Genomic DNA, 15,804 nt, shown 5'->3' on the forward strand with positions numbered 1-15,804 from the left:
TCTTTACAGTCACTTCCTCAATAGCAACAATCCTTAGGAAAAGAACAAAAGAAAAAGCTGACCCTTTGGAACTCTTTCATTTCGGGTCAACCCATCGTTTCATTATGATTCATTTTCAATTATTTCGTCGTTACTTCTTCTTCTTTTTCAGCTTCAACTTTGTCATGGCACCGGTGACAGATTCCATGGAATGTCAATCGGTGATCCTTTACTTTAAAATTCCAATCTCTTTCAACGATCTGCTCTACATCTCCAAGCAAATCCTCTTGGATTTCATCCACTGCGCCACATTCGATACATACCAAATGATGATGGAAGTGATCCGCGCCTTCTTTTCGTAGATCGTATCTGGAAACCCCATCGCCGAAATTGATCTTATCGACGATTTTCAATTCAGTCAGCAGTTCCAGTGTCCGGTAGACGGTTGCTAAACCGATTTCCGGCGCTTTCTCCTTAACGAGAAGGTAGACATCTTCTGCACTCAAGTGGTCCTCTTCACGTTCTAGCAGGACCCGGACCGTTGCTTCACGCTGGGGGGTTAATTTGTAGCTTTGTGAATGGAGTTGTTTTTTAATGCTTTCAATACGGTTTTCCAAGACGAACCCTCCCACACTCTATGTATAGTCTCATTATAAGCGTGGGTGAAAATAGTGTCAAATTATAATAATTTTAATTTGGGTTTTAAAGTTATTATCATCTGATAGCAATTATTAATTGAAAATGCCGATCGTTGTTTTGATCAAAGTTGGCGACAGGAAGGCTTCGACAAAAGATGCGCATGCGACAAGAACCATAATGAGAACGACTGTCATGGTATAACGGACGAGCAAAGGCATAAGCGGCGTTTTCATCCTATTTGAGAATTGAGCCTTGATCAATGTCAAGGAAATTGCAACTGCAGCAGTGGTGACGAGCACGAATGCTGGGATTAGGATTAGGTTTTGTGGCAGTACGGAAACGAACGATAACAAGAAGCCCTGCCACCCCATTTGATTGACGAGAAACCCGACCGTAAACCCAACCACCATTCCTTTCAAAAACAGCAAAACGAGGATGACGGGCAGTCCGATGATGGAAAGTCCAAGAATCCAGATCAATCCCATATATTTTAAATAGTGTAAAAAGCTCTGGGTGAACATGGCCGATGCACTAGCGACCTCTCCTTCAGAGACTTGTCCGAAAAAACGATTCAAATAATGGAACAGATCCTCCTTCTGCATCAAACTTAAGCTATTTACAATGACGGCTCCGAAAACGATTCCCATCATGAGTAAAACGACTGTGAACATATATAAGGAAGAATGTTCTTGCATGTGTTGCGAGAATGACCGCTTCATATTCAAGGTTACCCGGTGCTCCATCGTATTGCCCTCCCTCTTCTTCTCTTACTTCCATCTTATGAGGGAATTCATAGAGTATGACAATCCGTTTGGAGCTAATCTATCATCTCAACTTGCCGTATTTACCTGCTCCTCCTGCTTCCACAGCTACAGAACCCGTTCTTGACTGGATGATCTTCTCTACTAAACGGGTTGGAAGAATCGATTCCAACGCTTCTCTATCCTTAAAATGGATGATTTCCATGTCGGTGCCGAACTTTTCTCTCAGTTTCCGTAAAGTGTTTGGTCCTAAACCTGGGATGAAATCCAGTGGAACATGATGGACAAAAGGGGGCCGATCGAGTTGAAAAGATGTATCCGCCAGCTCTGCCACCCGATTGGATACACCTTTGACCACTCTACCTTTTTCACAGTGAGGACATCGTTTCATAGAGAGCTCCTCTATAGCAGCACCGCATTTTGAACATCTCGTTTGATAGTATTTGCCTAGCTTTGGATGAAGACCGAAGTTGGAAAGAAGCTTCCTGCCTTCTTGCCCTTTCAAAGCCCATTCCAACTCTTGAAAAGAAAGCTGATCCACCTGAATCTGTTGGTACTCCCTTCCGATCTTCTCTAGTGAATGCGCATCTGAATTTGATAGATACGGATAGGAATGGAGCTCACTGAGTTGGTCCGCCATTTCTGTGTCCGCGCTCAACCCAAGCTCGATGGCATTGATTTTAGCAGGATCGAACACTTCTGAAAGATTCCGCTCAACCCCTTTGCCGTACAGACTTTTAAACGGGGTGAAAGCATGGGCGATCACGAACAGACCTCCTAGCTCGTGCGTTTTCTCTTGCAGTTCGATCGCCGAACCATAATAACGCTGTGATGATAGAGTCGGATTGGTCATCCGTTGGCTCAACCATTCACTGAAATGTTTCATGCTGTCTAAATAAGGTAAATATACGAGTACATGAATTGGTCCCTTGCAATTTTCATCATAGATTTCGATCTCGGAACCTAGGATCAAACAGCCACTATCATAGATCAGGCCACCTTCTTCATGTTCGAGAAGCTCACCATCATCCAACATATACTGTAATTGCTCGATCACCGCTGGGACGTGGCAGTCGATGATTCCGATCATTTGGATCCCTTTCTTGTGCACAGCAGTGTCCATGATTGTTGGAATCGTCAAGTTCTTGGAAGCTGAGATTTTGACCGGTTGTCCTTCCCAAGTACTTCCTAAATGAATATGAAGATCTGCAAACGGTTGAATCATATTCTCTTACTCCATCGCTCGTTTCAATTGAAGATATTGCACCGCAAATGCGGTTTTCGCATCATAGATCTTCTGGTCTTTCACCATCTGGATCGCTTCATCCAAAGTCACTTCCATCAATTCAACAAACTCATCCTGATCGAGCTGTTCCTCACCAGGCTCGAGTTGATCAGTATAATAGATATGGATGATTTCATCTGCAAATCCTGGAGACGTATAGAACGATTGTAAGAATTCAAGCTTTCCTGTCCGGTAACCCGTCTCTTCTTCCAGTTCACGGATTGCACATGTTTCAGGAGTTTCGTCTGGCTCGAGCTTTCCTGCTGGAATCTCAATGATTTCACGATTCAATGGTTTACGGTATTGGCGGACAAACACGATCTTGTCCTCTGGCGTGACAGCGAGAATGGCAACGGCACCAGGATGCTTCACCACTTCCCTTTCTGAAGTCCTTCCATCAGGCAACTCTACTTTTTCCAAATGTAAATCGATGATCTTTCCGTTATAGATCACTTTCGAATCAAGGGTCTTCTCTTCTAATGGTTTCATATCGCAAAACTCCTTGTACTAAATCTAGTTCAACTTACATAAAGTCTATCATACGCGACATCCTAAACCTACTACGTAAAAAATGAAGGGGGTCCGAGCATGAAAGTCTATCTTCAACCAAACAGCGTGACACTTGTCGGGAAACCTTGGCAGATTAAATACATGCTGAAGAAGTACATGCGTGAATACACCACCGTCCAGGAATGGATCGAAGGAAAACCAAAAGTATAAAGGAAACGGACGGAAAGCACTCTACAGAAGGGTGCTTTTTTATGTTTTATCTTTAGAATTCAAGCTGATCCTCATTCTCGTGTTACAGTTCCATCCGTACGTGGTAATGTAGGTGTAGGAGGTGCGTACTTTGCAACGAAATAAACTAGGTTCTTCCGAATTATATGTATCAGAGATTGGTCTTGGTTGCATGTCACTTGGAAAGGACGAACAAGAATCGATCAACATCATACACAGAGCAATTGATGAAGGCGTGACGTTCATCGATACTGCCGATCTGTATGATTTTGGCGCAAATGAAGAGTTGGTCGGTAAAGCATTGAAAGGAAAACGTGATCAATGCGTCCTAGCTACAAAAGTAGGAAATCGCTGGGATCATGTCGATGAAGGTTGGGAATGGGCACCAAGTAAGGATTATATAAAAACTGCGGTCAAAAGATCCTTACAAAGACTGGATACGGATTATCTTGATTTGTATCAATTACACGGTGGAACGATTGAGGATCCGATTGATGAAATCATTGAAGCGTTCGAAGACTTGAAGCAAGATGGCCTGATTCGGGAATATGGCATCTCATCCATCCGTCCGAACGTCATCAAAGAATACTTATCACGGTCCAACATTGTGAGTATCATGATGCAGTACAGCATGCTCGATCGACGACCTGAGGAATTCCTTGATCTCATACAGGAAAACGATGTGTCCGTCATTGCACGAGGTCCGTTAGCGAAGGGGAATCTTACAGAGCGAATTTTCACTGATAAAGCTTCTGGTAAAGGATTCATGGAATATAGTGACGAGGAAATTAGAGATGTAATGACCAAAGTAAAAGAAATCGCGAAAGGTCGCGATTTGTCACACCTTTCCTTACGATATCCTCTGAATCACCCTGCTGTAGCCACAGTCATTCCAGGGGCGAGCAGTGTGAGTCAATTGGAAAACAACGTAGCGGCAGCAGACGTGAATCTATCAGAAGAAGAGGTAGAACTCTTTAAAGAATGGACACAAGTGACGCATTACGATAAACATCGAGAATAAATAGGTGGAAAAACGGAGCTCGACAGTGGTTGTCGGGCTCCGTTTTTTTGAATATAGATCAGATTTCGGCATTTCCCATAAAATAGTGTTATTTCCCATAAATTTGAGAAATTATAGATCAGAATTTCGATTTTTCCATATAAATCGAAATTTATAGCTCAAAACTCAACTTCTCCATAACGAAAGGGGCTGACATGTGGTCAGCCCCCTCCTTATTGAAACTAAACGCGTTCAATTACCATCGCGATGCCTTGTCCGCCTCCGATACAAAGGCTAGCAACACCGAATTGTTTATCTCGTTCATGCAATTCATATGCTAGTGACAGCAGTAGTCTTGAACCACTCGCTCCAACAGGATGTCCGAGTGCAACCGCGCCACCGTTTACATTCGTTTTTTCACGATCGAGTTTCAACTCTTTTTCGACCGATAAATATTGTGCGGCAAAAGCTTCATTCACTTCGACTAAATCGATATCATCCATCGTCAATCCGGACCGCTCGAGTGCCATCTTGATCGCTGGCACTGGCCCGATGCCCATCACAGATGGATCGACTCCGCAGATTCCCCATGAACGGATTTTCGCCATCGGCTTTAGCTCTTTCTTTTGCACAAAAGAATCTTTAGCGATAATTAGAGAAGCCGCTCCATCGTTAATTCCGCTAGAATTCCCAGCTGTTACAGACCCGTCTTTTTTGAACGTCGGTTTCAGCTTCGCAAGACCTTCAATGGAAGTCGTCGGACGAACATGTTCATCCGTGTCGACCATGACGGTTTCTTTACGCTTCTTCACTTCAACCGATACAATTTCCTTTTTGAATCGGCCTGATTCAATCGCTTTAGCGGCTCTCGTATGGCTCAACGTAGAAAATTCATCTTGCTCTTCACGCGAAATGCCATACTGCTCCGCTAAGTTTTCCGCCGTAATGCCCATACCGTTTCCAATCGCTTCATCACGTAACGTCAACAACAGCATGTCCTGGAATTCGACGCCACCCAGCTTCGGATGTTCGAACCGATTTTGAAAAGATACGTGCGGACTCATCGACATGTTGTCCACACCGCCGACAAGAGCGACTTCTCCCTCGTTCAACAGCAAAGACTGCGCCCCAGAAACAACTGACTGCAATCCGGAACCACACAAACGGTTGACGAGCATCGCCGGTACCTCTACAGGGATGCCAGACTGAGTGGCGATATGGCGCGCGACGTAAGGGGCATTTGCACTACTATGAATCACATTTCCATAGATCACTTGGTCAATATCTTCAGGCGACACATTCGCCCGTTGCATGGCTTCCTTCGCGGTTGCAACACCAAGTTCGGTTGGACCGACCTGTGTAAATGATCCACCGAACGTTGTAAAAGCTGTACGTGCGCCATCTACAATGTATAAATCGTTCATCTTTTATCCTCCTAAAAAGGCTTCAATCCGGCATCATCCTAGATGAATACGAGACCGACCGTAATGAATAAACCGCTTACAAGCATGGCAATGACACAGAAGCCCATGATGTCCTTGGCTGACAATCCTGCAATCGCAAGGGCTGGTAATGCCCAGAACGGCTGGATCATGTTCGTCCATGCGTCTCCCCATGCTACTGCCATCGCAGTTTTAGCTGCATCAAATCCAAGTTCTTCACCAGCAAGGAGCATGATCGGTGCTTGAACCGCCCATTGACCTCCACCAGATGGAACGAAGAAGTTGACGATACCTGCACTAAGGAAGGCGAAGAATGGGAACGTGATATCGTTAGAAATGCTCACGAACCATTGCGACATTTCAGCTGCGAGTCCAGATGCGACCATCATCCCCATGATCCCAGCGTAAAATGGGAACTGAATGATGATGCCTCCTGCTCCTTTCACCGCCTCCGAAACGCTGTTGATGAATCTTCTCGGCGTACCGTGCAGCAGAATTCCGAAGAACAAGAAGATGAAGTTCACGATGTTCAAGTTCAAGCTGAATCCGTTCGTCGCGAAATAATAGACGATGAACGCCAATCCGAGCAACCCGATGATCAGTGATAAAATCTTACTGTTCTCCATCTTTTCAGCAGGTGTACCCGCTTCGACGGTCGCTGCTTGTACATCAGAATCTTTTAACACAGAAGGATCGATGTAATAGGCATTCTCTTTCGAATTCATCATCAAGCGGTTTACAATCGGTAGCACGATGAACAACGAGATGACGATGAAAATATTGAACGGTGCGAAGATCGTTTCCGATGTCGGAATGATCCCGATCATGTCACTCGTAAAATGATCTGGTGTCGCAATCGTCAACGGTATGGATCCGGAGAATCCGCCATGCCAGACGAGGAATCCACTATACGCACTGGCAATCAACAAACGATAATCGACCTTCTCTACTTTCTTGGCCAGTTCTTTCGCAAACAAGGCACCGATGACCAATCCGAAGCCCCAGTTCACCCAACTTGCGATCAATGAAACAATCGTGACGAAAACGATCGCTTGGCCTGGCTTGGAAACGAGCGAAGCCATCCCTTTCAGGATCCTTTTGAAAAACGGACTGCTCGCAAGAACGAATCCGGTCACAAGGATCAAGACCATCTGCATGGAAAACGTTAATAGATTCCAGAATCCATCTCCCCAATATGTCACCATTTCAACCGGTGTACTTTGCATGATGAGCATACCCATCAAAAATACGACGATCGTCAAAATGACGACAAAAAGGAAGGGATCAGGCAGATACCTCTGCATGATCCGATTTGAAAGTGCTGTTAATCTTTTCAAGACCAATCCCCTCCCTACACGATTAGAAGCTTACAATTCATTAAAATGAATTGGTTGTTACATCATTTGCAATGATGAGCGAAGGCTCAGTCACTTCCTGGATGTCTTCAGGTGTGAATCCTTCTGCCACCTCAACTAGCTTAAGACCTTCTGGTGTTACATCGATTACTGCACGATCGGTGATGATACGGTCGACGACACCTTCACCTGTTAGCGGCAGTGAGCATTTGTTCAAAATCTTCGGTTCACCATTCTTATTGACATGGTCCATAATGACGATGATGCGTTGTGCACCATGGACAAGATCCATCGCACCGCCCATACCTTTAATCATCTTTCCTGGAATCATCCAGTTCGCAAGGTCTCCGTTTTCGGAAACTTCCATACCACCTAAAATGGCGATATCGATATGACCTCCACGGATCATCGCGAATGACTCGGAACTGTCAAAGTAAGAAGCTCCTTTTGTCGCTGTGACCGTTTCTTTACCAGCATTGATCAAATCCGGGTCAACTTCATCTTCTGTCGGATAACGGCCTATTCCGAGCAGTCCGTTTTCCGATTGAAGAACGACTGTCTTGTTATCTGAAATGTAGTTGGCTACTAGCGTCGGCATACCGATTCCTAGGTTCACGTAGAAGCCGTCCTGGATTTCCTTTTCTGCTCTTCTTGCGATACGTTCGCGTACAATTGCTTTATCTACTTTTGTCATGATTCAGTTCCTCCTCTGCTACTTTGTAACCGTCAAGCGCTCGATTTTCTTTTGCTGTTCTCCAACGATCAACTTTTGAACGTAGATGCTTGGTGTATGAATCAGATCTGGATCCAATTCACCGACTTCGCACAACTCTTCCACCTCAGCAATCGTCACTTTACCTGCCGCTGCAATCATCGGGTTGAAGTTACGAGCGGTCTTATTGTAGATGAGGTTCCCCATCTTATCCGCTTTCTTCGCACGAACAAGACTCACATCGGCTTTCATGCCATATTCGAGCAAATAATCCTTGCCGTCGAAGTTACGGACTTCACGACCTTCTGCAAGCGGTGTTCCAACGCCAGCTGGCGTATAGAATGCAGGAATACCTGCTCCACCTGCACGGATTCTCTCTGCAAGCGTACCTTGAGGGATTAGTTCGACTTCCAATTCGCCTGCCAACACTTGGCGTTCGAACTCTTTATTTTCACCGACATAAGAGCCGACCATTTTTTTGATCTGTTTGTTTTTCAATAAAAGACCGAGTCCCCACTCATCGACTCCACAGTTGTTGGAAATGACGGTCAAGTCTTTGACACCGCTTTCAACAAGAGCAAGGATGAGGTTCTCCGGGATTCCGACAAGTCCGAATCCTCCGACCATGATCGTTGCGCCATCTTTGATTTCTTTGACAGCTTCTAAGAATGATGTTTCGATTGGTTTCATAACTTCTTCATCTCCTCTGCTTAAGCTTCATTTTCGATAATGGTTGCGACACCTTGTCCGCCACCGATACATAATGTTGCCAGACCATATTGTTCATTACGTCGCTTCAACTCATGAATGAGCGTTACGAGTACGCGCGTTCCGCTCGCTCCGATCGGATGTCCGAGTGCGATTGCGCCACCATTCACATTGAGGATGTCACGGTTGATATTCAAATCTTTCCCGACCGCTAACGATTGAGCGGCAAACGCTTCGTTCGCTTCGATCAAATTGATCGCATCCATTGTGAGGTTCGCTTTTTCAAGTGCTTTACGTGTTGCCGGAACAGGTCCGATGCCCATGACACTTGGGTCAACACCTGCTGATGCATTTGAACGGATGATTGCCAGCGGCTTCAATCCGAGCTCTTCAGCCTTTTGTCGGCTCATGACGACAACTGCGGCTGCACCATCATTGATTCCGGAAGCGTTCCCTGCAGTGACCATGCCATCCTTTTTGAATGCTGGACGAAGTTTCGCTAACTTGTCAGCAGTCGACCCTTTTTTCGGGTGTTCGTCTGTATCAAAAACAACCGGATCACCTTTTCGTTGAGGAATGGAAACGGGTACGATTTCATCCTTGAATTTTCCGCTTTCAATTGCGTTCGCTGCTTTCTCCTGACTCCATGCCGCGAATTCATCAAGCTCCTCACGTTTCAACTCATGTGATGAGCAAAGGTTTTCTGCTGTAATCCCCATATGGTAATCGTTGAATGCACACCAAAGCCCGTCGTGGACCATAGAGTCGACCACTTTCTGATCGCCCATTTTATAGCCATCACGTGCGCCTTGTAACAAGTAAGGCGCCTGGCTCATATTCTCCATTCCACCCGCAAGGACGACGTCTGCATCCCCAAGCAGGATGGATTGTGCTGCTAGATGGACAGTTTTCAGTCCGGATCCACACACTTTATTGATTGTCATGGATGAAATTTTCTCTGAAAGACCTGCATGAATCGCAGCTTGTCGAGCCGGATTTTGCCCTAAGCCTGCTTGCAGGACATTCCCCATGATGACTTCATCCACTTCTGATATACCAGCTTTTTGTAAAGCTTCTTTAATGACTAGACCACCTAATTGAGTGGCTGGAATTGATTTCAGACTACCGCCGAACGTCCCGATTGGCGTCCGGACAGCACTTACAATGACAGCTTCTCTCTCCATCTCTTTGTTGCCTCCTTGTGAATTGTAGTTCTATGTCTCACCTTGTCTATTTCTCATTTCATTCGAGCATTTCCTCCCTATCCTCCAATATTTCTTCAATTTATTGAAAATTCTTGCCCTTATAAAAATTTTCGCGTTACAATGAAAGTTAGTATGGGTGAAAACGCTTACGATTTTTGCCAGATTGGGAGGTCGAACATGAACTTACCTGAAAAAGTGACCATGATTGAAGTCGGACCAAGGGATGGACTTCAAAATGAGAAAAAGCAAGTTCCAACCAATGCAAAAATTCACTTCATAAAAGGATTGAAAGAAGCTGGACTGAAGGAAATGGAGCTCACTTCCTTCGTATCCCCGAAATGGGTGCCACAGATGGGTGATGCCAAGGAAGTCATCGAGGCTTGTCTGGATGGAGAACGGAATTTCGTCCTAGCACCGAACCGGAAAGGGATCGATCGCATCTATGAAACAGACGTTAAGCATGTCGCAGTTTTTGTAGGCGTCAGTTCTGCATTCAACAAAAAGAACATCAATAAAACGACAGAAGAAAGTATGGAAGAATTAAAACCGATCCTTGCGGAGTTGAAGCAAAAAGGCTATTTTGTCCGAGCATGTATCTCGACAGCCTTCTATTGCCCTTATGACGGGAAGGTCAATCCGGACGATGTAGTCGCGCTCTGCACGCAATTTGCAGATAATGGAGTGGACGAACTGAGCGTTGCGGATACGATCGGGATGGCGAACCCGCAAGAAAGCTATGCTCTGTTCAAAAGGTTGAATGATGAATTGGGAGATCGCCTGCTCCTGACAGCGCACTTCCACGACACGCGCGGAATGGCACTCGCGAATGTGTTTGCATGCCTCCAGGCTGGAATATCAAGATTCGACGCCTCATCCGGCGGACTTGGAGGATGTCCGTTTGCCCCCGGTGCGACAGGAAATGTTGCAACAGAGGATGTCGTCTACATGCTTCATCAGATGGGCATTGAAACCGGCATCGATTTAGAAAAACTCCAGAAAGCCATTCAAGGCATTTCCGGACACGTCTCTAGAAACATTGAAAGTAAATATTACAATTTGAATAACAACACGCATTCTGTTTCTTGACGTTAAGGACTTACAAAACGATATGGAAAAGTTAGATGAACCAAATTCATTTGGTTCATCTTTTTTGTGTATTCATAAATTCATATTATCCGTGAATACTAAAGAAAATCGGGCAAATCAGAAGGGAAGCAGTGAGCTCGTCATGAGTTTCTTCCGCAAACGAAACCGGATGAAAGATCAATTCAGTACAAATCAAAAGAAGGTCACGCATTCTCCGATTAATGAAGTTTCTCGGTCACTGAAGGAAAATGTTGCAGCTCTTCGTGAAAGTCTTGGTCAAAGTGACGACATTATCATCAGAGAATTCCAGATCTACCAGCAAATCAACGCTTCCATCGTTTATGTAGATGGACTTGTAGATATCCAATCCATACAGGAATTTATTTTAAAAGTCATGATGTTCGATCATGATTCCAAAGTACTTCGCAATGAAAAAAAGAACGATCTTGATCTCCTGAAAAAACAAGCAATTTCCATTGGTGAAGTACATGATGAGAAGGATTTCAAGAAAACGTTGAACAACATTTTGTCTGGGGATGCCGCTATCTTCATAGAAGGTATCAACACAGCGGTCATTGCTGCTACTCGTGGTTGGGAACATCGTGAAGTTACAGAACCGACTACACAAAATGTCATCCGTGGTCCAAAGGAATCTTTTACAGAAAGCATCAGGACGAATACGTCACTTTTACGTCGGAAAATTAAAGATCCAGACTTGAGAGTGGAAACGAACATCATCGGAAAACATACACAAACGGATGTATCTATCATCTCCATCTCATCTGTTACCAACCCTAAAGTACTTCAAGAAGTACGTGACCGTCTTAAACAGATTGACATTGACGGCATCTTGGAAAGTGCTTATATAGAAGAATTAATTGAGGATAAGACGTCCTCCCCTTTCCCTACTGTTTTTAACACCGAACGTCCAGATGTTGTTGCTGCTGCTTTATTGGAGGGAAGAGTCGCCATCCTCATCGATGGAACACCTTTCGCACTTATTGTGCCTGCATTGTTTATCCATTACTTCCAATCACCTGAGGATTACTATGAGCGTTCATTCTTTGGAGTCATAAGAGTTTTAAGGTTCCTAGCTTTTTTTGCAGCGTTACTCATTCCATCACTATACATCGCGGTAACAACATTTCATCAGGAAATGATACCGACTCAACTATTAATTGACTTAGCAGCACAAAGAGACGGAATTCCCTTTCCTGCACTCGTTGAGGCTTTAATCATGGAAGTAACCTTTGAGATTTTAAGGGAAGCTGGTATTCGGATGCCACGAGCAGTCGGACAAGCGATATCAATTGTAGGCGCACTGGTTCTCGGCCAGGCTGCTGTCCAGGCGGGACTTGTCTCTCCGACAATGGTTATCGTCGTATCCATCACTGCAATTTCCAACTTCGTATTCCCTTCTTACGACATGGCACTTTCTGTCCGAATTCTACGATTCGGCTTTATGATTCTTGCCGCCACATTTGGCTTATTCGGAATCGCAGTCGGACTATTTTTATTGCTTTTACATTTATGTAGTCTACGTTCTTTCGGTATGCCGTACATGTCTCCGATTGGACCTTTCAGCTTAAAAGAACAAAAAGATGCTGTATTCAGATTCCCTAGAAGATGGTTGATCACCAGACCTCGATTGATAAGTCAAATAAATACAACGAAGCAACAATACCATTCGCCTCTGAATGGCAAGAGAAAGCAATGATGATAATGAGGAGTGATGATAGAAATGAGATCTTTTAAAACTTTTATTGTAATTCTCGTATTCATTACTCCCCTCCTCTCAGGCTGCTGGAACAGCCGTGAATTGAACGAACTCTCCATAACGACTGGTCTTGGAATTGACAAAGTGGATGGGCAATATGTTTTTACAACACAAATCATTAATCCGAGTGAGGTAGCAAAAGAACGCTCTGCAAAACGGACAGTAGTAACGACCCTAGATGAAAAGGGAGATACACTTTTTGAAGCATGGAGAAAAATGACGAAAAAAGCTGAAACAAAAATGTACTTTTCGCACGTTCGGGTACTTATCATCGGAGAAGACCTTGCAAAAGAAGGAGTTTCAAAAATCATGGACGTTATGCTAAGGGACCATGAATATCGTTCTGACTTTTTCATCTTAATTGCAAAAAATGGTAAAGCCAATGACATTCTCTCAATCTTGACAACCATGGATGAAATTCCTGGAAACAAGTTGTTCAAATCACTGGTTACATCCAGCACATCATATGGTTCAACGACGGAAGTATCGTTGGACACTTTCATTACCGAACTGGTAAGCACAGGGAAAAACCTCGTTGTAACAGGAGTCTTCATTGAGGGGGATGAAGAAGAGGGGCAAACGGAATCAAAATATAAATATATCAGTCCTAAAACCTATCTCATGTATAGTCCTTTAGGTGTGTTCAAAAAGGATAAGCTTATTGCTTGGATGGAAGAGAAAGAAAGTATTGCCTATAACTTCTCTCAAGGCAATATCCAAAGCACATTGATTAATGTTCCATGTGTCGAGGGAGATGGACTCGTTGGTGTTGAAGTGATCAATACAAACGCTTCAATCAACACAGAACAAAAAAACAAAAAAATTCAAGGTGATGTTTCTGTGGAGATAAACGGAAATATTATGGATTCGGAATGTGTTTTACCACAGCCATTCAATGATCCAGATTATATGAAGAAATTTGAAAACAACATGAATGAAACCATTGAAAAGGACATTCGAGAAGCCATTAAAAAAGCGCAAGACACTTATCAATCTGATATATATGGCTTTGGAAACGCTCTTCATCGTAGTCATCCTAAAGTTTGGAAACGAGTAGAGAAAGAGTGGGATAGTTTATTCCCAAACATCGAGGTTGAGGTCAAAGTAGATTCAGCAATTCATAATACAGGATCGATTTCAGAATCTCCAGAGATTGGAGGATGAAGTAGATGGGGTTCACTGTAGGAATGTTATTGTTAGCGATACTTTTTGTAACTGTAGAATTACCACCCTTAATCAAGGAACAGCAATTCTATCCAAGTATCATTTATTTTGTCCTGCTAGCATTTGCAAGCATACTTCTAACTCTTTATGGATTTGATGTGAAAATCCCCAATCCATTAAATTTAGTAAGTTATCTTTTCGAACCAATCAGTACGAGTATTCTCAATCTATTTAAGTAAGGAGGAACGTTTATGGGAAAAGAGGAGAGTATTAGTTCCCGTCAGTTTGTACTTCTCGTCTTGTTATTCACTGTGGGAAGTTCAATCATCATCATTCCATCAAGTCTGGTTATTACGGCCAGTCAAGATGGTTGGATCTCCGCAATTGTCGCCTCCATCATAGGATTGGGCTTGGCTTATCTTTATTCCTCATTTCCTAAACGGTATCCTGGAATGAATTTACCGAGCATCGCTGAACTTGTTTTAGGTAAATTTTTGGGGCGTATCATCATCGTGTTCTATTTTTTCTTTTGCTTCACGCTTGCTGCACTCGTATTAAGAAATTTCGGCGATTTCATGAAAACGAAAATCATGTTGGAGACACCACTTGAAGCGATCCATATCATGTTTCTGATTCCGGTCATTTATGCAGTGAAATTGGGCTTAGAAACATATAGCCGAGTAGCGGAAATCACTTTTCCCTTTGTCGTACTGATGTTCATCATACTAGTCGGCCTTACGTCTCCACAAATCAATCTGACGAACATACAACCGATTGCAGGGGAAGGTTTGAAGACGATTTTTGGGGGCTCACTATCTATGGTTGGAGTTCCCTTCCTTGAATTGGTCATTTTGACCACATTTTATACGTCCATCAATCATCCGGAGAAAACGAGAAAAAGCTTTTTATTAGGTGTCACATTAGGTTCGTCTATACTAATCGTTACGACCTTATTTACCATCCTCGTTCTCGGAGTGGAACTGACAAAACTGAAAGTATACCCTACCTATGTGTGGGCAAAGAAAATCAGCATAGCAGACTTCTTAGAGCGGATAGAAGTCACGGTTGCTGCATTATGGGGAATCACCCTGTTCTTTAAACTGGTTCTCTCATTCCATGCTTCACTCATCATGCTCAAGAAATTGTTCAATTTGAAAGATTATCGCTTGTTGGTCATTCCGATGTCATTCATCTTATATATCTACTCACTGATTGCCTATCCAAACAGCGCCTATTTCATCGACTTTGCCACGAAAACGTGGCTCGCTTATGCATTGTTGTTTGGTTTGATATTCCCTTTACTGCTCTTAATCATAGGATCCTTTAAAGGAAAGGGACAATCTTGATTATCTACTCTTTCAACTCTTTTAACACTTCTATCGCCCAATCACACCATTCAATCCAGCTTTTCATATACCTTTTACCAAATTCGGAGGTGAAATATTCTCCGAGCGCAGCTTTCTTGTCTTCATCTGTTGGATATTGTGTCTGTTGCCAGACGTTCATATGATGAACACCGATTCTATGATGCTCTTTACTCTGTTCTAAAAATCGTATCGCATCATCCGGATCAATCAGATGGAACAAGGAGACTCTCAACAACTGTTGGTCTTTCAATTTGGGTGGCTCGACTTTATAGTTCAACAACCACTTCAATAATTCTTCTCTTCCTTTGTCTTCAATTGAATAGACCTTTTTATCCGGTGAATCCTCTTGTGGATAGATGACAGAACTCACCCACTCCTCTTCTTCCAGCTTGATCAATTCACGATAAATTTGTGTGTGATGCGCTGACCAGAAATGGATCATCGTTTCCTTAAATTGCTGATTCAGTTCGTAACCCGTCGATGGTTTCTTGGTTAATAACCCGAGTATTGCGTATCGTAAAGCCATTTTTATCCTTCTTTCTTCTCAACTGAATACATCTTATCACAAAATTTACAAACAAACAGA

The 15,804-nt window shown here is 43.5% G+C and carries 16 protein-coding genes; 6 read left to right on the forward strand and 10 right to left on the reverse strand.

Annotation, left to right across the window (positions count from 1 at the left end):
- Positions 1 to 119: 119 nt before the first annotated feature.
- The 4 genes from fur to ACSVDE_RS08530 all read right to left on the reverse strand — a co-directional run bounded on the left by fur (position 120) and on the right by ACSVDE_RS08530 (position 3,153).
- The gene (gene fur, locus ACSVDE_RS08515; protein WP_439300487.1) at positions 120 to 596 is read right to left on the reverse strand and encodes a ferric iron uptake transcriptional regulator; all 477 of its coding nucleotides are present in this window, start codon (positions 594 to 596) and stop codon (positions 120 to 122) included.
- 114 nt (positions 597 to 710) lie between these two features.
- Positions 711 to 1,361 carry a stage II sporulation protein M gene (gene spoIIM, locus ACSVDE_RS08520; RefSeq protein ID WP_439300488.1) on the reverse strand — a complete coding sequence of 217 codons (651 nt, stop codon included), beginning with the start codon at positions 1,359 to 1,361 and terminating at the stop codon, positions 711 to 713.
- Positions 1,362 to 1,443: 82 nt separating this feature from the next.
- A complete protein-coding gene (locus ACSVDE_RS08525; RefSeq protein WP_439300489.1) occupies positions 1,444 to 2,604 on the reverse strand; it encodes an endonuclease Q family protein in 1,161 nt (386 codons plus the stop codon).
- Positions 2,605 to 2,610: 6 nt separating this feature from the next.
- Positions 2,611 to 3,153, reverse strand: coding sequence for an NUDIX domain-containing protein (locus ACSVDE_RS08530; RefSeq protein ID WP_439300490.1), 543 nt, complete (start codon positions 3,151 to 3,153; stop codon positions 2,611 to 2,613).
- A gap of 99 nt (positions 3,154 to 3,252) precedes the next feature.
- Between ACSVDE_RS08530 and mciZ the strand changes: the two genes are divergently transcribed.
- Both mciZ and ACSVDE_RS08540 read left to right on the forward strand, forming a co-directional pair.
- Positions 3,253 to 3,384, forward strand: a complete 132-nt coding sequence (mciZ, locus tag ACSVDE_RS08535) for a Z-ring formation inhibitor MciZ (protein WP_439300491.1) — start codon at positions 3,253 to 3,255, stop codon at positions 3,382 to 3,384.
- Positions 3,385 to 3,514: 130 nt separating this feature from the next.
- Entirely contained in the window at positions 3,515 to 4,423 is a 909-nt protein-coding gene (locus tag ACSVDE_RS08540) for an aldo/keto reductase (protein WP_439300492.1), read from the forward strand.
- 221 nt (positions 4,424 to 4,644) lie between these two features.
- Here the strand turns inward: ACSVDE_RS08540 and ACSVDE_RS08545 are convergent, their stop codons facing one another.
- Genes ACSVDE_RS08545 through ACSVDE_RS08565 form a run of 5 tightly spaced genes read right to left on the reverse strand, consistent with a single transcriptional unit; the run spans position 4,645 to position 9,803 of the window.
- Positions 4,645 to 5,826 carry a thiolase family protein gene (locus tag ACSVDE_RS08545; protein WP_439300494.1) on the reverse strand — a complete coding sequence of 394 codons (1,182 nt, stop codon included), beginning with the start codon at positions 5,824 to 5,826 and terminating at the stop codon, positions 4,645 to 4,647.
- A 38-nt stretch (positions 5,827 to 5,864) separates the two neighbouring features.
- Positions 5,865 to 7,181, reverse strand: a complete 1,317-nt coding sequence (locus ACSVDE_RS08550; RefSeq protein WP_439300495.1) for a short-chain fatty acid transporter — start codon at positions 7,179 to 7,181, stop codon at positions 5,865 to 5,867.
- 40 nt (positions 7,182 to 7,221) lie between these two features.
- Entirely contained in the window at positions 7,222 to 7,893 is a 672-nt protein-coding gene (locus ACSVDE_RS08555) for a CoA transferase subunit B (protein ID WP_439300496.1), read from the reverse strand.
- Between the two features lie 18 nt (positions 7,894 to 7,911).
- Positions 7,912 to 8,601: a CoA transferase subunit A gene (locus ACSVDE_RS08560; protein ID WP_439300497.1), complete on the reverse strand. Its 690-nt coding sequence runs from the start codon at positions 8,599 to 8,601 to the stop codon at positions 7,912 to 7,914.
- A 20-nt stretch (positions 8,602 to 8,621) separates the two neighbouring features.
- On the reverse strand, positions 8,622 to 9,803 hold the full coding sequence (locus tag ACSVDE_RS08565) for an acetyl-CoA C-acetyltransferase (protein ID WP_439300498.1): 1,182 nt from the start codon (positions 9,801 to 9,803) through the stop codon (positions 8,622 to 8,624).
- A 198-nt stretch (positions 9,804 to 10,001) separates the two neighbouring features.
- Here ACSVDE_RS08565 and ACSVDE_RS08570 point away from each other — a divergent pair, with 198 nt between their 5' ends.
- The 4 genes from ACSVDE_RS08570 (at position 10,002) to ACSVDE_RS08585 (ending at position 15,197) form a co-directional block, all read left to right on the forward strand.
- Entirely contained in the window at positions 10,002 to 10,910 is a 909-nt protein-coding gene (locus tag ACSVDE_RS08570) for a hydroxymethylglutaryl-CoA lyase (RefSeq protein ID WP_439300499.1), read from the forward strand.
- Positions 10,911 to 11,052: 142 nt separating this feature from the next.
- Positions 11,053 to 12,627, forward strand: coding sequence for a spore germination protein (locus tag ACSVDE_RS08575; RefSeq protein ID WP_439300500.1), 1,575 nt, complete (start codon positions 11,053 to 11,055; stop codon positions 12,625 to 12,627).
- A 15-nt stretch (positions 12,628 to 12,642) separates the two neighbouring features.
- Positions 12,643 to 13,851 carry a Ger(x)C family spore germination protein gene (locus ACSVDE_RS08580; RefSeq protein ID WP_439301959.1) on the forward strand — a complete coding sequence of 403 codons (1,209 nt, stop codon included), beginning with the start codon at positions 12,643 to 12,645 and terminating at the stop codon, positions 13,849 to 13,851.
- A 251-nt stretch (positions 13,852 to 14,102) separates the two neighbouring features.
- Complete coding sequence (locus ACSVDE_RS08585; protein ID WP_439300501.1) at positions 14,103 to 15,197, forward strand: GerAB/ArcD/ProY family transporter; 1,095 nt, start codon at positions 14,103 to 14,105, stop codon at positions 15,195 to 15,197.
- Between the two features lie 4 nt (positions 15,198 to 15,201).
- Here ACSVDE_RS08585 and ACSVDE_RS08590 read toward each other — a convergent pair whose 3' ends face one another.
- Positions 15,202 to 15,744, reverse strand: coding sequence for a PadR family transcriptional regulator (locus tag ACSVDE_RS08590; RefSeq protein ID WP_439300502.1), 543 nt, complete (start codon positions 15,742 to 15,744; stop codon positions 15,202 to 15,204).
- Between the last annotated feature and the right edge of the window lie 60 nt (positions 15,745 to 15,804).

The sequence above is a fragment of the Pseudalkalibacillus sp. Hm43 genome (genome assembly GCF_051842935.1).
In the GTDB taxonomy this organism is placed as follows: Bacteria; Bacillota; Bacilli; order Bacillales; family Fictibacillaceae; genus Pseudalkalibacillus.